Source organism: Curtobacterium sp. MCLR17_059 (assembly GCF_003234665.1).
GTDB classification, from domain to species: Bacteria; Actinomycetota; Actinomycetes; order Actinomycetales; family Microbacteriaceae; genus Curtobacterium; species Curtobacterium flaccumfaciens.
Map to the genome: position 1 here is coordinate 59,296 of NZ_QKSU01000014.1, position 21,945 is coordinate 81,240.

Sequence of the window (21,945 nt, forward strand, 5' to 3'; positions counted from 1 at the left end):
CTCGTCGGCCTGCCCCGCGGTCCCGGGGTCCGCACCACGCGTCGGCGCCAGCCCCGCGCGCCACGCGCCGGCCGGGAGGCCCGTGGCCGGCCCGCACCGCGCCTCCAGGCCGTCGCGCCCGCGTCCACCGCACGCACACCGTGAGCAGGAACGGTCGGGTCCGACGTGCGGACCCGACCGTTCCTGCTCACCAAGCGAGCGAGCGACCGCGCGCGGCTACTCGGCCTTCTGCAGCTGCCAGGGGTCCGGCTCGCGGTCGCCGTTCGGGCGCACCGGGCGGACGTCGCCGACGATCGGGATCGAGCGCTTCCGCATGAACCACACGTAGCGGACGAAGAAGTGCGTCAGGGTCGACATCCGGTTGCCGGCACCGAGCAGGCTCGTGATGTGCACGAACACCCAGGCGAGCCAGGCCACCGGGCCGACCATCGTGATCCCACCGCGCAGCTGGGCGACCGCGGCGTTCGTGCCGATCGTCGCCATGGTGCCCTTGTCGAAGTACTTGAAGCGCTCGGTGGCCTTGCCCTCGAGCAGGCGCACGATCTGCCGCGCCGAGTGCCGTCCGCCCTGCAGCGCGGGCTGGGCGAGCTGGGCGAGGGCGTCGTCCTGCGCGGCGATGTCACCGGCGGAGAAGATCCGCTCGGCCCCCTTCACGCTCAGGTCGTCGTTCACCTGGATGCGGCCACCGTGGGTCTGCGGCAGGCCCCAGCCGGAGACCTCCTTGTGTGCGGCGACGCCGGTCGCCCAGATCACCTGCGACGCGGGGATGAACTCGCCGTCCGCGGTCATCACGCCGTCGCGCTTGACCTCGGAGACGCCGGTGTTCAGCCGCAGCACGACACCGCGCTTGCGGAGCACCTTGGCGGCGTACCGGCGCAGGCGCGGGGCGAACGGCTTGAGGAGCTCGCCGCTGCGGTGCACGAGGGTGATCGAGATGTTGCCGCGTTCGATCTCCGGGTACGCGCCGACGAGCGCCTGGTCGCGGAGCTCGGCGAGCGCGCCAGCCATCTCGACACCGGTCGCACCGCCACCGACGATCACGATGCGGATCTCGTCGGGGCCCTGGTTGGCCGCCGCTTCCTCGAGCCGGGTGAACAGCTCGTCGCGGATGCGGAGTGCCTGCGAGCGGGAGTACATCGAGTACGCGTACTCGTACGCACCGGGGGTGCCGAAGTAGCTCGTGTTCACGCCGTTGGCGAGGATCAGGTAGTCGTAGTGCAGGTGCTCGCCGTCGGACATCTCGGCGATGCGCTCGTCGGTGCGGATGCCGGTGAGCAGGCCGTGACGGAACTCGGCGTTCGACTGGCGGGCCCGGAGCGAGCGCAGGAAGTACGTCACGTCGCCGGCGTTCAGGCCGCCCGTCGCCACCTGGTACATCAGGGGCTGGAACATGTTGTAGACGTGACGGTCGACCAGGGTCACCCGGACCGGCGCGTCGGCGAGCTCCCGCATGGCGGCCACACCGGCGAATCCACCGCCGACGATGACGACGTGCGGGCGGGTGTCCTGGGTCATGCTTGCTCCGGTGTTCCTCGGGTGCGGATGGTCACCCACGAGGGTACGCGCGGTTTGCCGGAGCGCATGACGGGCACAGGCCGGGAGGCCCGTGGTGCGTCCGTCAGGCGTCGAACCGCCCGTAGGTGTTCAGCACGTTCCCCTTGCTCGTCACGGTGCTGTCGACCAGACGCAGGCGCGTGGGCGGATCGGTCGGTTCGAACAGTCGCCGGCCACGGCCGGCGATCGCCGGGTGGATCATGAGCTGCAGTTCGTCGAGGACCCCGGCGAACAGCAGGCTGCGGACGAGCGTGACACTGCCGCACACGGCGATGTCCGCCCCCTCGCGCTGCTGCAGGTCGCGCACGAACGCGGGGACGTCGCCCGGGATCCGCGTGCTGTTCTGCCAGGTCAGGTCGTCGCCGAGCGTGGTGGAGGCCACGTGCTTCTCGATCGGGTTGATCCACTGCCCGAAGGGGTCCTCCGGGTGGGCGGGCCACCACTCGGACCACTCGAGGTAGCTGTTCCGGCCGAGCAGCACGGTGTCGGTGCGGGCCATGAAGGCACCCATCGCCGTGCCGAGCTCGTCGTCGAAGCTGTCGTACTGGAACTCGTAGGGGTCCTGCACGACGCCGTCGACCGACGTGAACAGACCGGCAGTGGTCTTCCGCATGGGACGGATCGTACCCGCCGGTCAGCTCCCGGTGCCGTCGGTGCTGCTGCCGTCGCTCGTGCCGTCGCTGCTGCTCCCGTCGCTGCTGCCGGAGCCGTACCCGGGGGCCTGGCCGGTGCCGTTGCCCGGGAACCGGTTCGTGCCGGGCACCTGCGTCGTCGACTGCGTCCGGTCCGCACCGATCGCGTGGCCGATGGCGAACCCGACGCCTCCGCCGACGAGCAGCGCGGCGAGCCCGACGATCGCGGCGAGGAGCGGCCAGAACCACGGGGGCTTCGGGCCGGTGCTGCGGCGGTCGGTCGGGCTCGCGGCGCCGGCTGCGGCTCCGTACCAGGGGGTGGTGCCGTTCTGGGCGGTGGAGTCCCAGCCGCCCGGGGTGCCGGCGCCGGCGTCCGCGCGGTACGGCTGCTGCTGCTGTTGCGGCGCCGGCGCGTCGAGCGTGGAGGTCGACGTCGGGGTCGGGGCGGCGCCCCAGCCGGTCGGAGCCGTTGCCCGGTTCGCCCGGTCGGAGCCGTCCGGTTCGTGGCCGTTGGTGGGAGTGGTGTCGCTCATGCCAGGAGTGCACACGGCCCGGCTATGTGCGGCCGATGACGAGGCTGACCCGGTGCTGCGAACCGCCGCGTAGCCTCGGCTCGTGCGCGCTGCTGTGGAGACCGTCCGGATCGACGGGTTGCCCGTGCGCCTGCACACCATGGCGGCGCGAGAGCCGGTCCGCGACGACACCGACCCCACCGTCGTGTTCGTCCACGGCATCGGGATGTCCCACCGGTCATTCGCCCGGTCGCAGCGCGCCGTCGCCGTTGAGCACCGCACGATCAGCGTCGACCTGCCGGGGTTCGGCTGGCTGCCCGCGGCCGGTCGTCGGCTGCCCATCGAGGAGCTCGGCGACGTGGTCGTGCGGGCGGTCCGCCACCTGGTCGACGGCGACCTGGTGCTCGTCGGGCAGTCGATGGGTGCCCAGGTCGTGGTCGAGTCCGCCCGGCGCCACGCGGAGACCGTCGCGGCGATCGTGCTCGTCGGTCCGGTGATCGACTCCGAGCGGCGATCCCTTCCGCTGCAGGCGCTCGACCTGGGCCGCGACGGGTTCGTCGAGGGGGTCCGGATGAACGGCGTCCTGGTCACCGACTACCTGCGGAGCATGCGGCAGTACACGCGTGAGCTCGGGCCGATGCTCCGCTACCCGACCGAGCAGACGATCACCGAGGTGACGCAGCCCGTCCTCGTCGTCCGCGGCACCCAGGACCCGATCGCGCGGCACGACTGGTCGGCTCGGGTCGCGGCCGCTGCGCCGAACGGCACCTTCGTGGAACTGGCCGGCCCGCACCACGTGCAGGAACGGCAGCCGGACGCCTTCGCACGCCTCCTCGAGACGTTCCGCAGCGCCGAGCGCTTGGAGGGGCTGCGATGACCCGGCCGACCACGTCGGGGACGGAGGCGGCGCGGACGGCGCGATCCGGGCCTCCAGGCCGTGTTCCGCTGGTGCGACGCGCGTGGTGGGCCGCACTCGACTGGGGGTACGCGGCCAGGTGGCAGGTCCGGAGCCTCGGCCCGACCACCGCGGACGACTACCGGACCGGCGCCGGGCAGCCCGTCGTCGTGGTCCCCGGCGTCTACGAGACCTGGCACTTCATGCGGCCGCTGATGGACGCACTGCACGACCGGGGGCACCCGGTGTACGTGCTGCCGGTCCTGCGGCACAACCTGCGGCCCGTGCCGGACTCGGCGCGCGAGGTGATCGCGACCCTCGAGGAACAGGACCTGCGGAACGTGCTCGTGCTCGCGCACAGCAAGGGCGGGCTCATCGGCAAGTACGCGATGACGCAGCTCGACCAGCACGAGCGGATCGACCGGATGGTCGCGGTGTCGACGCCCTTCGCGGGCTCGGTCTACGCGCGGCTCGCGCCGGTGCCGCACCTGCGGGCGTTCCGGGCGGCCGACCCGGTGCTGGCGGGGCTGGCACGGGAACTCGACGCGAACGCGCGGATCACCTCGGTGTACGGGGTGTTCGACACGCTCATCCCCGAGGGCAGTGAGCTCCAGGGGGCGACGAACGTGCGGCTGCCGGTGGGCGGGCACTTCCGGATCCTCGGCGATGCGCGGACGCGGTCGGCGGTGCTGGCGGCGGCGGACCCGGGCGGGGGCGGCTCCGGCGGCGGCTCCGGCTCCGGCGGCGGCTCCGGCGGCGGCGGCGCTGGCGGTCTTTCGCGCTGAGCGACACTTCGTGGGCGCGCGGCCGCGTGAGGTGTCGGTCAGCGCGAAACGGCGCGGCAGCCGCGTCAGCGCTGGCGGCCGGCGACGCTCGCGCGCTCGACGATCCGGTGCGGCACGACGACGGTCTCCGGCGCCGCCGCGCGGTCCGCGATCCGTCGGGTCAGCAGGTCGAGCGCCGCCGTCGCGAAGGCCCGACGGTCGAACGACACCGTGCTGAGCGACGGGATCGCGTACGCGGCCGCGTCGACGTCGTCGAACCCGATGACGCTGACCTGCTCGGGAACCCGGACCCCGCGGGCGGCCAGGACGTGCAGCACCCCGAACGCGATCGAGTCGGTGAAGGCGAAGACGGCGTCGGGCAAGGGGTGCTCGTCGAGCCAGGCCGCGAAGGTCGTCGCCGCGGAACTCGTGGTCCACGACGGCAGCGGGACCCGGAGCGACGGGTCGGGCGTGATGCCGGCCGCGGCGAGCGCGGCGGTGTAGCCGCGTTCGCGGAGCTCGCTCGTCGCCGTCGCAGCACCCTCCGGTGACGCCCCGACGATCGCGATGCGCCGGTGCCCGCGGGCGATGAGGTGTTCGGTGACCTGCTCGGCCGCCGCGCGGCTGTCGACGTGCACCTGGTCGACGTGCTCGGGCTCGACCTCGCCGATGACGACGGTCGGCGGCAGCCCCTCGGTCGAGGCCAGGACGCTCGCGCTGAGCGACACCGGGTTGAGGATCAGCCCGTCCACCAGGTGTGCCCGGGCACGGGAGACCAGTTCGCGTTCGCGGGCCGGGTCGTTGCCCGTCTGCTCGAGCTGCACGACCCAGCCGCGTTCGCGGGCGAGTTCCACGAAGGACTGCGCGAGTTCGGCGGAGTAGGCGCTGCCCATCTCCGGCAGCGTCAACGCGATGGCTCCGGAGCGGCCGTTCCGGAGCCCGCGGGCGGACAGGTTCGGCACGTAGTCGAGCTCGGCGACCGCCCGCTCGACGCGTTCGCGGGTCTCCGGGCGCACGACCACGCCGCCGTTGACGACGTTGGAGACGGTCTTCGGGGACACCCCGGCGAGGGCGGCCACGTCCCGCACGGTTGCGCGCATCGGGACGAGCGTAGCGCGGGGCGGTGGCGGCGGTGCGGAGCAGGGCAGCGCTCAGCCCGCGACCTGCACCGGGACCGTCCTGCCCGTCCGCACCGACTCCTGCGCCGCCAGCACGATCGACAGCGTCCGGAGTCCGACCCCGACGTCCGGCTGCGGCTGCTCCCCGGACCGCACCGCCGCCAGGAACGTCCGGAGCATCGGCACGTCGTGGTCGGGTCCGTACCGGAGTTCGATCAGCCGGCCCCCGACCGCCTCGAGCCCCCGAGCAGCCGCCCCGAAGAAGTCCACCGACACCGTGCCACCGGTCCCGGAGACGTCGAGCGTCAGCCCGCCCCACACCGGCGACGTGTCCGGTCGGCTCCACGAGCAGTCGATCGCCGCGATCGTGCCGTCGTCGTACGTGATGGTCACCAGGCCCGCGGTCTCGGCGTTCGCGCGGTCCGCGTGCAGCACCCGGTTGGCGACGGCGGTGACGGACACCGGCGCCGCTCCGGTCAGCCCGTCGATCAGGTCGGCGACGTGCACGACGTGGTCGACGAGGGCGCCGCCTCCGCTCAGCCGGACGTCGGTGAACCAGTCCCGGGCGAGCGGGAGCATGCCGTTGTTCGCGCCCCGCACCGAGAACACCGTGCCGAGTGCGCCCGAGTCCCGCGTCGCGCGCAGCCGGTCGAACGCCGAGGCGAAGCGCACCGGGAACGCCATCATCAGCAGCACCCCGGCGCGGTCCACCGCCTCGCGGATGGCGAGGCCGTCCTGCCACGAGGTCGCGAGCGGCTTCTCGCAGAGCACGTGTGCCCCCGCTGCCGCCGCGAGCTCGACGAACTCGCGGTGCCGCGCGTTCTCGCTCGTGACGATCACCGCGTCCGGACCCCAGTCGAGCAGCTCGTCGACGGAGTCCGCGTACCCGACGCCGAGCGCGCGTGCCAGTTCGGCTCCGCGCAGGTCGCCGAGTTCCGTCCCCGTCGAGGTGCCGTCCGGATCCGTGCCGTGCACCTCGACGTCGGGCATCGCCGCCAGGGCGCCGAGGTAGCTGATGGCGTGCGTGTGGGCGAAGGAGAGCACCCCGACCCGGAGCGTCACCGCGACACCTCCACCGGCTGGCCGGACTCGATCGAGGCGATCGCCGCGTTCGCGATCCGCACCGCGGCGACCCCGTCGTCCACGGTCACCCGGGGCGGTGCACCGCCGTCGAACGCGGCGAGGAAGTCGGCGAGCTCCAGCGCGTACGGGTCGTCCGCCGGGTCGATCGTCGGCAGGAAACCGTCCACGGAAGCCGGTGCCGCCAGGTCGCTCCGGGTGTCCTCCTCTGCCCGGGACGAGTGCGACAGGCTGCCGAGCGTCCCCGTCACTGAGTACTCCGTCGTGAAGGCCAGGTGCTGCGGCCCCCACAGCCCGGCGACGTGGCTGATCGCGCCCGACTCGTGCGTGAGCAGGACGTGCGCCGCCTCGACCGGCTCCGCCTCGGAACCCGCGCGGACGCTCACCGCCGACACGCGGGTCACCTCGCCCGCCACCCAGCGTGCGATGTCCAGGTCGTGGAGCATCTGGTCCATCACGATCCCGCCCGACAGGGCGCGGTCGCCGAACCAGGGGACGTGGGTGGGGAAGGCACCGGACCGCGAGAACCGCAACACCGCCAGGTCGCCCAGGAGGCCCGTGGTCGCGGCCTCGTGCAGGCGCGCGTACGCAGGGAACCAGCGCACCACCTGCGCCGGGTAGAGCTGCACGCCTGCTTCCGCAGCGCGGGCCGCCAGGTCCGCCGCGTCCGCGTCGGTCCGGGCCAGGGGCTTCTCGGAGACGACGTCCTTGCCGGCCGCGATCGCCGCACGGACGACCTCGGCGTGGGCGTGCGTCGGGACCACCACGTCGACGACGTCGACCGCGGCGAGGAGCTCGTCGAGGCTGTCGGCGACGGTGATCGTGCTGCCCTCGGCCCGGGCGGTGTCGGTGAACGCGGCGACGAGATCCTGGGCGCCCTCGCGAGCGTGCACCACCACGTCGCCCAGGCGGAGCAGCCCGGGCAGGTGGGCGACGGAGATGCCGCCCGCGCCGACGAGCCCGATGCGTTTGCGGGCGGGGGAGTCCGACTGCGACGTCATGGAGTCAGCGTAGGAGATGCGGTGGAGCGACGGGCAAGGTCAGCCGAGCCAGCCAGGGTCGGCGAACAGCTCCTCGAGCTCGCGCAGCAGCCGGGTCGTGTGGAAGCCGTCGGCAGCCGCGTGGTTGACCTGCAGCGCCAGCGGCAGCAGCGTCCGGTCACCACCAGCGGTCCGGTACCCGCCGAGCGTGATGATCGGCAGCAGGTGGTCCCAGCCGTCGTGCACCTGCAGCGAGAAGCCGGTGAACGATGCTCCCGGCAGGGTCGAGACGTCGAACACGTTGCTGGGCCGGTCGTCCTGCGGGAACATCCGGGTGTCGTCGCGGTACTCCGTCATCGTCGACACCGCAGCGTCGTGGAAGGTGCCGAAGTCGTCGTCGTACGGCACGACCAGGGCGGAGAACGTCTCGGTGTCCGGATGGAACACGGTGAACATCGGGTGGACGCGGTCCCACACGGCGGGGGAGCCGTCCTCCAGCAGCTGCATCCGGAACTCGTCGTGCCGGTTCACCACGGTCGCGATCGCCCAGAGCTGCGATGCGTAGGTCCGACGGCCGGTCGCTCGGACGCGCTCGACGAAGGCGGTGACGTCGAGCTCGACGGTCACCTCGTACGCACACGGCACCCGGTGCCGGTAGTGCTCGAAGTGCTCCCGGCGGGGCCACTGGTCGACGTCGATCGCCCGGAGTTCGGTCATGGCTCCACCCTCGTGCGGGATCGCTTCCCTACGGTGGAGCCATGCCGACGCTCGAACGTGTTCCCGCCCTGGTCGCCACCGGATTCCTCGCGATCCCCGTCGCCGAAGCCCTCGTCGCGTTGCCGACCGAGGTCGTCATGAAGATCGAGGGGGCCCCGATCGACGCCGACCTGGCCGACACGGCCGCGTTCTCGGAGGCGTACGGCTACCCGCTGGCCGGCGGCGCGAACTGCATCGTCGTCGCAGGGAAGCGCGGCGACGAGGTCCGCTACGCCGCCTGCGTCGTCCTCGCATCGACGAAGCTCGACGTGAACCGGGTCGTGAAGCAGCTGCTCGACGTCCGCAAGGCGAGCTTCGCCCCGATGGACGAAGCGGTCGAGCTGACCGGCATGGAGTACGGCGGCATCACCCCGATCGGACTGCCGTCGTCGTGGCCGCTCTACATCGACGCGCGCGTCCTCGACGCCCCCGAGGTGGTCATCGGTGCCGGTCGTCGCGCCGCCAAGCTGTTCCTGCCCGGCGCAGCACTCACCGCGCTGCCGAACGTCACCGTGGTCGAGGGTCTGGCGACCGAGCCGGTCAGTCCGACGGCCGGATGAGGCAGAACGGGTGCCCCGCGGGGTCGAGGTAGACGCGGAACGTCTCCGTGCCCGACCCCGTCGCCGTCGCACCGATCGCGAGCACCGCGGCCTCGCCGTCGTCGAGGTCGTCGACCTTCACGTCGAGGTGGCTCTGCTGCGGGACCGTCTGCCCCGGCCAGTCCGGCGCCCGGTAGTCGTCGACCTGCTGGAACGCCAGGATCGGACGGTGGTCGGTGAACGGGAGGGCGAGCTCCGCCCAGTCCTCGTCGAAGCCGACGATCTCCCCGCCGAGCAGCTCGGCGTAGAAGCGGGCGAGGGCGCGGGTGTCCGGGCAGTCCAGGACGACGACGTCGAGTGTGCCGATCATGGCCGACACGGTAGACCCATCAGCGTGCGGCGGTCAGGGCCTTCGTGATCCGCTGCAACGAGACGGTCTCGGCGGTTCCGAGTTCCTGCGCGAACAGGCTGAGCCGGAACTCCTCGAGCATCCACCGCGCGTGCACGAGCTCCGGGTGCGCCCCGACCGCGGGCGGGAAGGTGCCGCCGGCATCGGTGTAGCGGTCGGTCGCCACCGTGACCTCGCGCATCCAGGTCGCGTCTCGCCCGGGGTTCTGCAGCAGCTTCTGCACGCGCGCCTCGATGCCCTGCAGGTACACGCGGATGCGTCGCAGCCGGTCGAGCCCCGCGACGGCGACGAACCCGGGGAACACCAGGCGCTCCATCTGCTGCCGCATGTCGCTGAGGGCGGCGAGCAGCGACATCGAGTTCGCCTGCTTGAGTGCCCGTTCGGCGGAGCGCTGCGCGGCCAGGACCGCCGCGACCTCGGACACGGCGGTGAACATCGTGTCGACGACGGAGGCCGACACCGCATCGCGGACCGACTCGAACTCGGCCTTCGTGAAGACGAGGCCGTCCGGGTGGGCCCGACGGGTGCCGGCGTCGACCACGGCGGCCAGGACGTCGTCGAACAGCGCGGCGGTCGACGGGTAGGGGCTGGCCGCGAGGGCGAGCTTCTCCTGCGCGGTCAGGTGCGACTGGATGTACGACACGGGCGACGGCACCGCGTGCATCACCAGACGACGGACCCCGGCAGGCATCCGGACGACGCGGTCCGACGGAGTGGCGAGCAACTGCACGCCGACGGTCGCCTTCGGACCCGTGCCTTCCTCGACCAGGGACGGGTACGCGCGGATGACGCCGCCGGCCTGCTTGGTGTCGAGGGTCTGCGGGAGGTCCTGGTCGGGCCAGGCGGTGAGTCCGGACTGTTCCAGCGGACGACCGGCACCGGCGGACGCGACGCGAGCCGCGCCTCCTGTCCGTCCTGCGCCCTTCGCCGTGGCGGAGGCGACGCTCTGCTGGGTCCGGTCCTTGAGCTTGGTCTGCAGGGCCGACAGGTCCTTGCCGGTCTCGACCCGGCGACCACGCTCGTCGACCACGGCCCACGTCGGCAGCAGGTGCGCGGGGACGCGGGACAGGTCGAAGTCGGACTCGGAGACCGGGACGTAGGTCATGCGCTGGATCGCCTTGGCGAGGGTGGCGCGGAACGACTCCGTCGGCTCGGTCGGGGCGTCGTCGGGCAGCTCGGCGACGATCTTCTCGGCCCAGTCGGCTGCGGGCACGACGTTCTTGCGGATCTGCTTCGGCAGCGACTTGATGAGCGCGGTCACGAGCTCCTTGCGGAGGCCGCGCACCTGCCAGTCGAAGCCCTCTTCACGCATCCGGGGCAGGAGCGCGAGGGGGACCTGCACGCTGACGCCGTCGTCCTGTGCGCCGGGTTCGAAGCGGTACTGGATGGCGAGACGCTGGTCGCCGCTCCGCCACTGGGTCGGGTACTCGACGTCGTCCTCGGCGGCCTCGGCCGCTGATTCGTCCAGCAGGTCCGACCGGCGCATCGTGAGCAGGTCCGGCTGCTCACGGCGAGTGGTCCGCCACCACCCCTCGAAGTCGCGGGTCGTGGCGACGTCGGCAGGGATCCGGGCGTCGTAGAACTCGTAGACGTTCTCGTCGTCGAGCAGGATGTCCCGGCGGCGGGTGCGTTCCTCGAGCTGCTCGAGTTCCTTGCGGAGCTTCCGGTTGGCGCGGTCGAAGGCCTGCTGCGATTCCCACTCACCCTCGACCAGGGCGTGCCGGATGAAGAGCTCGCGGGAGTGTTCCGGGTCGATCCGCGAGTACTGCACGCGGCGGCGCTGCACGATCGGGACGCCGAACAGGGTCACGCGCTCGTAGGCGACGACCGCCCCCTGCTTCTTCTCCCAGTGCGGTTCGCCGTAGGTGCGCTTGAGCAGGTCACCGGCGAGCGGCTCCACCCAGGCGGGGTCGATCCGGCCGACGGTCCGGGCGAACAGCCGGCTCGTCTCGACGAGCTCGGCGGCCATCACGGCGTCCGGCTGCTTCTTCGCGAGCACGCTGCCCGGGAACACCACGAACCGGGTGTTCCGCGAGCCCAGGTAGTCGCGCTTCTCGCGGTCGCGCAGCCCGATCTGGCTGAGGAGTCCGGAGAGCAGCGCGCGGTGCACGGCGTCGCCGTCGTCGGAGCGGGCCTGCCCGACTCGGACGTCGACCTGCTTCGCGGCACGGGAGAGCTGCCGGTACAGGTCCTGCCACTCGCGGATGCGCAGGTAGTTCAGGAACTCGGCCTTGCACAGTCGGCGGAACGCGCTCGACGACAGTTCCTCCTGCTGCTCCTCGATGTGGTTCCAGAGGTTCAGCAGGGTCAGGAAGTCGCTCGTCGAGTCGGCGAAGCGGGCGTGCAGCTGGTCGGCGTGCGCGCGCTTCTCGAGGGGGCGCTCGCGGGGGTCCTGGATGCTCAGAGCGCTGACGATGGCGATGACCTCGCGCCCGACACCCTGCCGCCCGGCCTCGAGCACCATCCGACCGAGCCGGGGGTCGATCGGCAGCCGGGTCAGCTGTCGCCCGGACTTCGTGATGCGGCCGTCCTTGTCGACGGCGCGGAGCTCGCGGAGCAGGTCGAGGCCGTCCTTCACGCCCCGGCTGTCCGGCGGTTGCAGGAACGGGAACGACTCGATGTCCCCGAAGCCGAGCGAGATCATCTGCAGGATCACCGCGGCGAGGTTCGTGCGGAGGATCTCGGGGTCGGTGTACTCGGGGCGTCGCCCGAAGTCGTCTTCCGAGTAGAGCCGGATCGCGATGCCGGCACTCGTGCGGCCCGCTCGACCGGAGCGCTGGCTGGCACTGGCCTGCGAGATCGCCTCGATCGGCAGACGCTGCACCTTGGCCCGCGGGGAGTACCGCGAGATGCGTGCCGTGCCGGTGTCGATCACGTACTTGATGCCGGGCACGGTCAGTGAGGTCTCGGCGACGTTCGTGGCGAGGACGACACGACGGCGGATGCCCGGGGTGTGCCGGCGCTCGAAGACCCGGTGCTGGTCGGCGGCAGACAGGCGGCCGTACAGCGGCAGGACCTCGGTGCCCGGGTAGCGCTTGCCCTCGATCGCGTCCTGCGCGTCGCGGATCTCGTTCTCGCCGGACAGGAACACGAGCACGTCGCCCGGGTCCTCCTGCGCCAGCTCGTCGAGGGCGTCGGTGATGCCCTGCAGGGTGTCGCGGTCGTCGGCTGCGTTGCCGCTGTCACCGGTGCGGGAGTCCGACTCGTCGTCGGCGTCGTCGTCCTGGTCTTCGGCGACGAGGGGGCGGTACCGGATCTCGACCGGGTAGGTGCGGCCGGACACCTCGATGATGGGGGCGTCGTCGAAGTGCTTCGAGAACGACTCCGGGTCGATCGTCGCACTCGTGATGATGAGCTTCAGGTCGGGGCGACGGGGGAGCAGCCGCTTCAGGTAGCCCAGCAGGAAGTCGATCGTGAGGGACCGCTCGTGCGCCTCGTCGATGATGATCGTGTCGTACCGCTTCAGGTCGCGGTCGAAGTGGATCTCGTTCAGCAGGATGCCATCGGTCATCAGCTTCACGCGGGTCTCGGAGCTCACCTTGTCGGTGAAGCGGACCTGGTAGCCGACGAGTCCGCCGAGCTCCCCGCCGCCGAGTTCTTCCGCCACACGCTCGGCGATGGTCCGCGCCGCGATCCGGCGGGGCTGGGTGTGCCCGATGTGCTCACGACCGAGCTCGAGGCAGATCTTCGGCAGCTGCGTCGTCTTGCCCGAGCCGGTGGCCCCGGCGACGATGACCACCTGGTTGTCACGGATGGCAGCCGCGATGTCGTCCCGCCGCTGCGAGACCGGCAGTTCGGGCGGGTACGTGATGACGGGCAGCGGAGAAGACATGAGCATTCCAGGATACAGGCGCGCCGGGCGGGAGGCGCGTCAGGCGATCTGCCGGGACAGGGCGTCCGCCGACCGGGACGGCAGTTCGCACACCCGGTCGTGGCAGACGTACGCGGCAGGGTCGAGCACGTCGCGTCCCTCGAACAACGAGAACCCCGCCTCGGCCCAGTCGCGTGCCTGCTCCGGCGTCGTGGTGGCGACGACCGTACCGGGGCGCCGACCACGGTGTGCCACGGCCCGCATCGGGTCGTCGGTGCCGCTCGTGACGACGACGATCTCGCGCGACGGCCGTTGCAGGGCGAGGGCGACACCGAGGGCATCCGCGTGACCGAGGGGTCGCTCGGTCCCGGTGCGGGCGCGGTCGGCGATGAGTCGTGCCGCGGCGACCCGCAGTGCCTCGTCGCCCGTCAGTGCCCCGAGCGTCGCGGCGGCCGACGCCAGCGCCACGGTGCCGGACCGCATCGCCGTCTGCGGCTGTTCGCCCGTGGCGGTCCCCGCTGCGGCCAGCACCGGGTCGACGTCGAAGCGCTCGGCCAGGCCGTCGTCGACGAGCGAGCGTGCGACGGTCGCGTAGGAGACCTCGCCCGTCACCAGGGCCAGTTCGAGCAGCCCTTCGGCGAGCAGTCCGACGTCCTCGACGGTGGCCGGTGCGGAGGACACCCCGCGCGGTGTGCTGGACCGCACCGTCACGTGGCCGTCCTGCACGTGGGCGGCGAGGACCGCGTCGGCCGCGCCCCGCGCGAGCGCGACGAGTTCCGGGTCGCCGTGCCGTGCGCCGGCGATCGCGAGCCCCCGGATCGCCAGGCCGTTCCAGCCCGTGAGCACCTGGTCGTCCAGTGGTGGCGGGTCGAGCTGGGCGCGCTCGGCGACCGGTCGGCGGTACCACTTGCCCTCGACCCGACGGCCGTCGATGGTCGACTCGCTGTCCTGCGCGGCGACGAAGGCTCCGTCGGCACGGCGCAGGGTGTCGCGGAGGAAGTCGGCGATGCCGCGGGCCTGCTCGGCACCCGCGACCGCGAGCAGCCCCGCGTTGTCGTAGAGCATCCGTTCGTAGTGCGGCACGCTCCAGTCGCGCTTGGTGGCGTACCGGAAGACGCCGCCGTCGGCATCCGTCAGCTCGGACGCGCGGATCGCGTGCAACGACCGGTCGAGCAGCCCGTCGGCCTCGGCGTCGCCGTCGGCCGCCGCATCGGCGAGGAACTCGAGCAACGGTGTGCTCGGGAACTTCGGCGCGCCGCCGAAACCGCCGTAGGTGGTGTCCTCTGCCTGGGACAGCTGGTCGGTGACGGCCCGGATGGCATCGACGGACGGGAGGCCCGGGTCGGCTCCGATACCGCCCTCGCCCGAGCGGGTGGCAGCGTCCGCCACGGCGCCCTGCCGGATCGCCGTCGCGATGGCCGAGGCGTTCGCGTCGACCTCGTGCCGACGCTCGGTCCAGGCGTCGAGCACCGCGGCCAGGATCTGCCGGAACGCCGGGACCTGCCCGACGGGAGTGGGCGGGAAGTACGTCCCCGCGAAGAAGACGTGGCCGTCGGGCGTCAGGAACGTCGTCAGTGGCCAGCCGAGCTGCTGCGTGAACGCACTCGCCGAGGCCATCAGGCTCGCGTCCACGTCCGGCCGTTCTTCGCGGTCGACCTTCACCGACACGAAGTCCCGCCGGAGCAGCTCACCGATCTCCGGGTCGGCGAAGCTCTCGCGCGCCATGACGTGGCACCAGTGGCACGTGGCGTACCCGACGGACACCAACACCGGGACCCCGCGCTCGCGCGCTTCGGCGAACGCCTCGGGACCCCACTCGCGCCAGTCGACAGGGTTGTCGGCGTGCAGACGCAGGTAGGGGCTGACCGAGGTACCGAGGCGGTTGTCGTTCATGGCTCCAGCGTGCCCGCCCCCGACTGGGCGGACCACCGCCCGGGGACAACTGTGGACGGAACGCCCACTCTGCACAGGCCGTGCGGGGAGATCAGCGCTCGAGCCACCCCGTGATCGACGCGAGCCGTGCGGCCACCTGGGCGGGGCTCTGGCCGTCGGTGTCCACCCGGGTGACCGTGTCCGCGGTGGCCGAGTCGAGCCTCCCGGCCGTCCGCGTGCTGTGCGCGAGCTGCGCCTGCGGGACCGCGCCACCCGCTCGTCGTGCGAGCCGGTCGGCGGTCGCGCCGTCGGATGCGCGGAGCAGGACGACGCGCACCAGCGGATCGTCGCCCATCGCCGCAGCGAGGCGCTCGTGCTCGAGCACGGACACGGTGTTCGTGTAGACGAGCCGGTGGTGCGCGATCGCCCGGTAGCCGGCCCAGATCGCGGCGAGGTTCCGCTCGGCGAGGCGCGCCTCGGGGTGTTCGACGTGCGGTGCCGGGTGCGCGAGGTCGAGCAGGTCGCCCTCGATCACCGCGTGCCGGACGTCCGCCGCGACGAGCAGGTCGTGCAGCGCCTCGGCTGCCGTGGACTTGCCCACGCCGGAGCGCCCGCCGATGAACAGGACCTCGGACCGGGGCACCGTGTCAGCCCAGGTTGAGGGAGAGGAGTGCGAGTGCGGCGTCCTCGGGACCGTAGTCGAACATGTGCTCCCAGAACGGGTCGTCGGCCCACGGGACGTCGCCGTCGGCGGGCGTCGCGTGGGCGGTCTCGACCAGCCAATCGAGTTCGGGGGCGACGGCGGTCGCGAACTCCGGTGGTTCCCACCCGAGGGCGCGTGCCGCCGTGGTGTCGAGGACGAACGGCGGTCGTGACGACCACGGCGTGCCACCCACGAACGCGGGCGCGTCCTCGTCGAGCAGGACCTCGTCGAACCGGTGGTCCAGGTGTCCGCCGATCGTCCGCACGATCTCGAGCGCGGTCGGGGCCGAGGCATCCGCGACGTTGAGGATCCGGCGGTCCGGCGCGTCCGCGACGAGTCGGACGAGCGAACCGATGCCGCTCGCCGCCGTCGTGTGGTCGACGCCGCGGCCGTGGTCGGCGAGCAGGATGCGCTCCCGGCCGTCGAGCACACGGCGGACGACGAACCACTCCCGCGGGCGGCCGATGCCGACGCCGTACACCTTGGACGGGCGGAGCACCGTGACCGGAGCACCGTGGTCGAGCAGGACCTGCTCGGCGGCCACCTTCGCGGCGCCGTAGCCGTCACGACTCGTCGGGTCCCCGTCGCCGGCGGTGACGGTGGGCTGGATCTCGGTGACCGCGCCGCCGAACACCGGCTTGTCGAGCGAGTTCGCGTGCCGCCCCTGCTCGTCGGCGTACACCGACCTGGACGAGACGAAGACCGTCGAGCCGACGTCGTCGAGGAACGGCAGGAGCTGCTGGGCGTCGTCGCGGGTCAGGCCGACGGTGTCGACGAGCAGGTCGGCTCCGGGGCGGAGCAGGTCGCGCAGGACGGATCGGTCGCGGCGGTCGCCGGGCGTGAACACGGCGCCGGCTGCGGTCAGGGCGTCCGCTGCGGGGCCACCTCGGCGGGCGAGGACGTCCACCTGCCAGTCGTCGCCGCCCCGGCCCGAGGCGTCGAGGAGCTCTCGTGCGACGGCCGAGCCGATGCCGCCGGTGCCGCCGAGGATGACCGCGCGTCTGGTGCTCATGGTGCAACGGTAGTGCGGCGGGGCCGTCGGTCCTCGGCTGTCGGTGCTCGGCCGTCGGCCGGGCGCGGCCGTCGTTCCGCGATCGGTTCCGTCAGGAGGCGAGCTGCTCGTGCCGCCACCAGTCGGCCAGCGAACCGTCGTAGACCTTCACCCGGTCGTGTCCGAGCACCGTCAGGGCGAGGGCGTCGACGCACGCGGCGCTGCCCACCCCGCAGTACGTGACGATCTCGTCGGCACCGATCACCGCGGCGAAGGCCCGCTCGAGTTCGGCACCGCGCAGGTACGCGTTCGTCTCGGGGTCCACCAGGGTGTCCGCCGTGATCGGGGTGCTGCCCGGCACGATCGGCGGGTGGTCGTCACCGAGGGCCGCCCAGGGCGCGGCGAACACCAGGGATGCCGGCTCTTCGCCGGAGACCGCACGGGTGACCCGATCGTGGTCGGCCCAGAGCGCACGTTCTTCGCCGGCCAGGAACGCACCGGCATCGGGGTCGGACGGCGTCGCGCGAGTGTGGAGTGCGCCCACGCGGACCGGGCGGCCCTCGTCGCGCCACTTCGTGAAGCCACCGTCGAGCACCGCGACCGAGTCGAAGCCGAACGAACGGAAGATCCACCACAGGCGCGCTGACCACTCACCGACGCTGTCGTCGTAGACCACCACGGTCGAGGTGTTCGTCACGCCCAGCTGTGCCGCGGCGACCTCGAAGCGCTCGGCACCGGGGCGGGTGAACGGGACGTCGGCGTCGGCGGCGGAGAAGTCGTCGATCAGGTCGGCGAAGCGGGCGCCGGGCACGTGGCCGCGCTGCTCGTGGGCGTCCCGCCCGGGGAGCCAGCTGGTGTCGAACCCGGCCCCGACCGTGTGCACCGAGGCGTCGAGCACGACGAGCTCGTCAGCACCGAGGTGGTCTGCGAGCCACTGCGTCGACACGAGTGGTGAGGTCAGGACGGGGGCCATGCCGCACACCATAATCCGCACCCCTGACGTGGGCCAGAGTCGTGGACACACGGCGCAACCGCAGGCACCGAGTGCGTGCGCATCGATCGACGATGCACGCGTCGTTCGACAGGTGGATCGTCGTGGAACGGGTGTCGCCGCCCCCCACCCACACGCACGACGGCCCGCCCCGGCAGAACCGGAACGGGCCGAAGACGCGGAGCGAACCGCCAGCGTCAGTGCGCTGCGGCGGGGATGCTCCCGGTCGTGGCGGACCCGGCACGTGCGAGCCGCTCGATCCGCACCGACTGCCGGTTGATGAGCAGTCCGCCGGCCAGGGCGACGAGCACGAGCACGCCGGCCGAGATGCCGAACGCCACGTGGTACCCGTCGAGCGTGGCCTGGGCCTGCTGCAGCTTGGTCGGGGCGGCGGTCAGCCCGGACAGGCTGTTCGACACGACGTCCGCGAAGATCGTCGACAGCAGCGCCGTACCGATCGAGCCACCGATCTGCTGCATGGTGTTGACCGTCGCCGAGGCCACACCGGCGTCGGCCCGGGCGACCCCGGTCGTCGCGGTGTTCATCGCGGACGAGAAGATCGTGCCCATGCCGAGACCGATGACGATCAGCGCCGGCAGGACGGTGCCCGCGTAGGAGCTGTCCAGGTCGGTGCGGAGCAGCAGCAGGAGCCCGGTCGCGGCGACCAGGCCACCGGCGAAGATGAGCACCTTCGGCCCGACGCGCGGCAGCAGGCGGCCACCGATCTGCGTCGCCGAGATCATGATCGACAGCGGCATCGGCAGGAACGCGAGACCCGTCTGCAGCGAGCTGAAGCCGAGGGTCTGCTCCAGGTAGTAGGTCAGGAACAGGAAGATGCCGAACATGCCGATCGCGACCAGGCCGATCGCGATGAACGAGCCGCCGCGGTCACGGTCGAGCACGACGCGCAGGGGCAGCAGCGGGTGGGCGACGCGGGTCTCGATGAACACGAACGCGGCGATCAGCACGACACCGCCGGCGAGCATGGCGATCGTGACGGGGGAGTCCCACCCGTTCGTCTCGGCGTTCGAGAAGCCGTAGACGACCCCGACGAGCCCGAGCGTGATGGTGATGACCCCGAGGACGTCGATGCGCGGACGCTCGACCTTCGGCGGCTTCTCCATGAAGACGAGGGCGCCGATCACGCCGAGCACGGCGAAGACGACGTTGACGTAGAGGCACCAGCGCCACGAGGCGTACTCGGTCAGCACGCCGCCGAGCAGCAGGCCGATGGCCGCACCCGAGCCGGCGATGGACCCGAAGATGCCGAACGCGCGACCGCGTTCCTTGGGGTCGCGGAACGTGGTGGTCAGCATGCCGAGCGCGGACGGGGCGAGCAGTGCGCCGAAGACACCCTGCAGCGCGCGGGCCGCGACGAGCAGGCCGAACGAGTCGGCGAGGCCACCGAGCACCGAGGCGACGGCGAAGCCGACGAGCCCGATGATGAAGGTGTTCTTGCGCCCGAACAGGTCGCCGAGACGACCGCCGAGCAGCAGCAGCGAACCGAAGGCCAGCGAGTACGCGGTGACGATCCACTGTCGCTGGTCGGTGCCGAAGTCCAGGTCGGCCTGGGCCGAGGGCAGGGCGATGTTCACGATGGTCGCGTCGAGCACGACCATCAGCTGTGCGAGGGCGATGACCGCCAGGGCGATCCAGCGGTGGTTGCTCTTGGCGGGGGTGGTGCCCGGAGTCGTGGGTGCTGTCCCGGTGGGGGTCGGCACGGTGTGTTCTGCCGTCACGGCAGCCTCCTTCGAGAAGGTTGGAGGGTGGGGTGGAGGTGCGCGCCGTCGGGCACTCCCGAGATGTGGTGGTGACGAAACCGGATGCGATGCATCCGTTTGTGGTCAGTGTAGACCGAAACGGAAGGAGGGCATCCACTTGTTCCCAGAAAGTGCAACTACGGTCGGATCGTGAGCACCACCGAGTCCGCGTCCGACCTCGAGCGACCGCTGCGCGCCGACGCAGCGCGCAACCGCGAGCTGATCCTGCAGACGGCACGCAAGTGCTTCGCGGAGCGCGGGCTCTCCGTCACGTTGAACGACATCGCGCACGAGGCCGGCGTCGGGGTCGGCACCGTCTACCGACGGTTCGCCGATAAGGACTCCCTGATCGAGGCGCTGCTCGCCACCAAGTTCGAGGCCATGAACGACGCCGCAGCGCGCGCCGCGGACGTGTCCGACCCGCGCGAGGCGCTCCGGGTCTACCTGATGGGCGTCTTCGCGTTCCGTGCACGCGACCGCGCCCTCGCCGACGCCATCGTCCGTGCCGGCAAGGCCCGTCCGTCCATCGTGCAGGAGCGCGACCGGCTCGAACGCCAGGTCGCCGCGATCATCGGCCGTGCCGAGACCGCCGGCGTCGTCCGCCCCGGCTTCGACTACCGGGACCTGCCGATGCTCACCGCGATGGTCGGTGCGGTCGCCGACGCCACCCGTGAGCACGACCCGGACGCCTGGCGCCGCTACGCGGAACTCCTGATCCAGGGCGTCCTGCCGGGCTCGGACGACACCGCGCCGATGCTCGGCGACCCGCTGGACCGCGAGTCGATCGAGCGCGCGCTGCACGCGCAGTCCTGACCACGGACCGGCTGGAGGCCCGCGGCGGCGCCGCCACGGGCCTCCAGTCCGGACGTGGTCGCCACCAGAGCGCCCAGCGCGACGGACGCGACCAGACCGGCCGGACCTGCCAGCCCTGCCGGACCGGCTACAGCCAGCTGGGGATCCAGTAGTGCGACCGGACGAAGTCCCACGGCACCTGCATCGCCGTCCACATCGGGTACCAGTAGACCGAGGCCAGCACGACGACGCCCAGGTACACGCCGACCCACAGGATCGCCCGTGACCGGCGTGACCGTTCGTCGCTCCGCCTGCCGAGCACCAACCCGATCGCGGCGGCCAGCGCCATCACCATGTAGGGCTCGAACGCGATCGTGTAGAACTGGAACACCGTCCGGTCGACGTACATCAGCCAGGGCAGGTACCCCGCCGCGACGCCGAGCAGGACGAAGCCGTACTCCCACTTCCGGCGCAGGATCCAGAGCACGAGCAGCGCCACCGTCGCGATGACCGAGGCGTACCAGATGAACGGGTTCGCGATGCCGGTGATCGCCTCGCCGCAGCGGTTCGCCCAGCAGCCGTCCTGCCCGGCGTCCGTGCCGACGTAGAACATCGACGTGGGGCGCTGCATCACGAGCCAGAGCAGCGGGTTCGCCTGGTACGAGTGCGGGGTGTGCAGCCCGATGTTGAAGGCGTAGATCTCGGACTGGTAGTGCCACCAGTTCTGCAGGCTGTCCGGCACCCAGGCGAGCAGCCCGGTCCAGCGATCGCCGCCCGAGGACAGCCAGTTGCGGTCCCAGCCGTCCTTCGACACGAACCAGCCGGTCCACGACGCCACGTAGGTCACCGCGGCGATCGGCACGGTCAGCAGGAACGACACCGGTGCCTGCTGCAGCAGCGCGCTCGACGACCAGAACTCGACCCCGGCGCGGCGGCGCATCATCAGGTCGCTCAGCACGGAGTACACCGCGAAGAACGCCAGGAAGTACATCCCCGACCACTTCGTCGCCGCCGCCAGCCCGAGGGCCAGGCCCATCGCGAACAACCACGGACGCCACCAGAACACCGGCCCCCACAGGGTGGTCCGGCCCGCGGCGGCGCGGGCGGCGACCCACTCGTCGAGCCGCCGTTGGCTCTGCCGGCGGTCGAGCAGCAGCGCCCCGAACCCGAGGATGACGAAGAAGGTCAGGATGCCGTCGAGGAGCGTCACCCGGGACATCACGATCGCCTGCCCGTCGATCGCGAGCAGGAACCCGGCGAGCGTGCCGATCATCGTCGAACGGAACAGCGACCGGGCGATCACGGCGGTGAGGAACACCGTCGCGATGCCGAGCACGGCCACCGTGAAGCGCCAGCCGAACGAGTTGTCCGCCCCGAACAGCAGCATCCCGAGGCCGATGAGGTACTTGCCGAGCGGCGGGTGCGCGATGAACTCCGCGGCGCTCGTGAAGACGTCCGTCTCACCGCGGACGAACCGGTCGTCGGTCGTCGGGGCGCCGTCCCCGCTCGGGTTCGCGGGCCAGGTGCCCTCGTACCCGAGGTGCACGATCGACCAGCCGTCCTTGACGTAGTACGTCTCGTCGAACACGAGCGAGTGCGGGTTGCCGAGGTTCACCAGCCGCAGCACGGCGGCGAGGAGCGTCACCGCGAGCGGACCCGTCCACCGCCACACGGCGACCCGCTGCGACGTGGAGAGCACCCGCCCCCACCAGTCGTCCAGGCGCGAGCCGACCGGCCCGTCGGGCACGGCCGTGCGGTCGTCGGTCAGCTCGCTGGTCATCGCTGA

The 21,945-nt window shown here is 71.9% G+C and carries 19 protein-coding genes; 4 read left to right on the forward strand and 15 right to left on the reverse strand.

The window, feature by feature from the left end; genetic code table 11:
- Positions 1-216: 216 nt before the first annotated feature.
- The 3 genes from DEJ12_RS16195 to DEJ12_RS16205 form a co-directional block, all read right to left on the reverse strand.
- A complete protein-coding gene (locus DEJ12_RS16195; RefSeq protein WP_071406544.1) occupies positions 217-1,515 on the reverse strand; it encodes an NAD(P)/FAD-dependent oxidoreductase in 1,299 nt (432 codons plus the stop codon).
- Positions 1,516-1,618: 103 nt separating this feature from the next.
- Positions 1,619-2,167 (reverse strand): dihydrofolate reductase family protein, encoded by a 549-nt coding sequence (locus DEJ12_RS16200; RefSeq protein ID WP_111030755.1) that lies wholly within the window; start codon positions 2,165-2,167, stop codon positions 1,619-1,621.
- Positions 2,168-2,188: 21 nt separating this feature from the next.
- Positions 2,189-2,719, reverse strand: coding sequence for a hypothetical protein (locus DEJ12_RS16205; protein ID WP_111030756.1), 531 nt, complete (start codon positions 2,717-2,719; stop codon positions 2,189-2,191).
- A gap of 82 nt (positions 2,720-2,801) precedes the next feature.
- On the opposite strand from DEJ12_RS16205, the gene DEJ12_RS16210 reads away from it, so the two are divergent.
- Positions 2,802-3,575 carry an alpha/beta fold hydrolase gene (locus DEJ12_RS16210; protein WP_146245612.1) on the forward strand — a complete coding sequence of 258 codons (774 nt, stop codon included), beginning with the start codon at positions 2,802-2,804 and terminating at the stop codon, positions 3,573-3,575.
- A gap of 71 nt (positions 3,576-3,646) precedes the next feature.
- Entirely contained in the window at positions 3,647-4,378 is a 732-nt protein-coding gene (locus DEJ12_RS16215) for a triacylglycerol lipase (RefSeq protein ID WP_258370633.1), read from the forward strand.
- Between the two features lie 65 nt (positions 4,379-4,443).
- Here DEJ12_RS16215 and DEJ12_RS16225 read toward each other — a convergent pair whose 3' ends face one another.
- Genes DEJ12_RS16225 through DEJ12_RS16240 form a run of 4 tightly spaced genes read right to left on the reverse strand, consistent with a single transcriptional unit; the run spans position 4,444 to position 8,252 of the window.
- Positions 4,444-5,457: a LacI family DNA-binding transcriptional regulator gene (locus DEJ12_RS16225; protein WP_111030758.1), complete on the reverse strand. Its 1,014-nt coding sequence runs from the start codon at positions 5,455-5,457 to the stop codon at positions 4,444-4,446.
- 51 nt (positions 5,458-5,508) lie between these two features.
- Complete coding sequence (locus DEJ12_RS16230; RefSeq protein ID WP_111030759.1) at positions 5,509-6,537, reverse strand: Gfo/Idh/MocA family protein; 1,029 nt, start codon at positions 6,535-6,537, stop codon at positions 5,509-5,511.
- Entirely contained in the window at positions 6,534-7,556 is a 1,023-nt protein-coding gene (locus DEJ12_RS16235) for a Gfo/Idh/MocA family protein (protein WP_111030760.1), read from the reverse strand. Before DEJ12_RS16235 ends, DEJ12_RS16230 begins: the two co-directional genes overlap by 4 nt.
- A 39-nt stretch (positions 7,557-7,595) precedes the next feature.
- Positions 7,596-8,252, reverse strand: a complete 657-nt coding sequence (locus DEJ12_RS16240; protein ID WP_111030761.1) for a CatA-like O-acetyltransferase — start codon at positions 8,250-8,252, stop codon at positions 7,596-7,598.
- A 41-nt stretch (positions 8,253-8,293) separates the two neighbouring features.
- Here DEJ12_RS16240 and DEJ12_RS16245 point away from each other — a divergent pair, with 41 nt between their 5' ends.
- The gene (locus tag DEJ12_RS16245; RefSeq protein WP_071246993.1) at positions 8,294-8,851 is read left to right on the forward strand and encodes a YbaK/EbsC family protein; all 558 of its coding nucleotides are present in this window, start codon (positions 8,294-8,296) and stop codon (positions 8,849-8,851) included.
- On the opposite strand, the gene DEJ12_RS16250 is transcribed toward DEJ12_RS16245, so the two are convergent.
- The 7 genes from DEJ12_RS16250 to DEJ12_RS16280 form a co-directional block, all read right to left on the reverse strand.
- A complete protein-coding gene (locus DEJ12_RS16250) occupies positions 8,832-9,200 on the reverse strand; it encodes a VOC family protein (protein WP_071246991.1) in 369 nt (122 codons plus the stop codon). The genes DEJ12_RS16245 and DEJ12_RS16250 overlap by 20 nt on opposite strands.
- Before the next feature lie 19 nt (positions 9,201-9,219).
- A complete protein-coding gene (gene hrpA, locus DEJ12_RS16255) occupies positions 9,220-13,071 on the reverse strand; it encodes an ATP-dependent RNA helicase HrpA (RefSeq protein ID WP_111030762.1) in 3,852 nt (1,283 codons plus the stop codon).
- Between the two features lie 39 nt (positions 13,072-13,110).
- Entirely contained in the window at positions 13,111-14,943 is a 1,833-nt protein-coding gene (locus DEJ12_RS16260; protein ID WP_111030763.1) for a thioredoxin domain-containing protein, read from the reverse strand.
- Between the two features lie 91 nt (positions 14,944-15,034).
- Positions 15,035-15,565 (reverse strand): AAA family ATPase, encoded by a 531-nt coding sequence (locus DEJ12_RS16265; RefSeq protein WP_111030764.1) that lies wholly within the window; start codon positions 15,563-15,565, stop codon positions 15,035-15,037.
- Between the two features lie 4 nt (positions 15,566-15,569).
- Complete coding sequence (locus DEJ12_RS16270) at positions 15,570-16,637, reverse strand: NAD(P)-dependent oxidoreductase (RefSeq protein WP_111030765.1); 1,068 nt, start codon at positions 16,635-16,637, stop codon at positions 15,570-15,572.
- Between the two features lie 91 nt (positions 16,638-16,728).
- Positions 16,729-17,589: a sulfurtransferase gene (locus DEJ12_RS16275; RefSeq protein ID WP_171907880.1), complete on the reverse strand. Its 861-nt coding sequence runs from the start codon at positions 17,587-17,589 to the stop codon at positions 16,729-16,731.
- Positions 17,590-17,804: 215 nt separating this feature from the next.
- Positions 17,805-19,346, reverse strand: coding sequence for an MFS transporter (locus tag DEJ12_RS16280; protein WP_111030767.1), 1,542 nt, complete (start codon positions 19,344-19,346; stop codon positions 17,805-17,807).
- Positions 19,347-19,517: 171 nt separating this feature from the next.
- Between DEJ12_RS16280 and DEJ12_RS16285 the strand changes: the two genes are divergently transcribed.
- Complete coding sequence (locus tag DEJ12_RS16285) at positions 19,518-20,180, forward strand: TetR/AcrR family transcriptional regulator (RefSeq protein WP_111030768.1); 663 nt, start codon at positions 19,518-19,520, stop codon at positions 20,178-20,180.
- Between the two features lie 127 nt (positions 20,181-20,307).
- Here the strand turns inward: DEJ12_RS16285 and DEJ12_RS16290 are convergent, their stop codons facing one another.
- Positions 20,308-21,939 (reverse strand): dolichyl-phosphate-mannose--protein mannosyltransferase, encoded by a 1,632-nt coding sequence (locus DEJ12_RS16290; RefSeq protein WP_111030769.1) that lies wholly within the window; start codon positions 21,937-21,939, stop codon positions 20,308-20,310.
- Positions 21,940-21,945 lie beyond the last annotated feature (6 nt).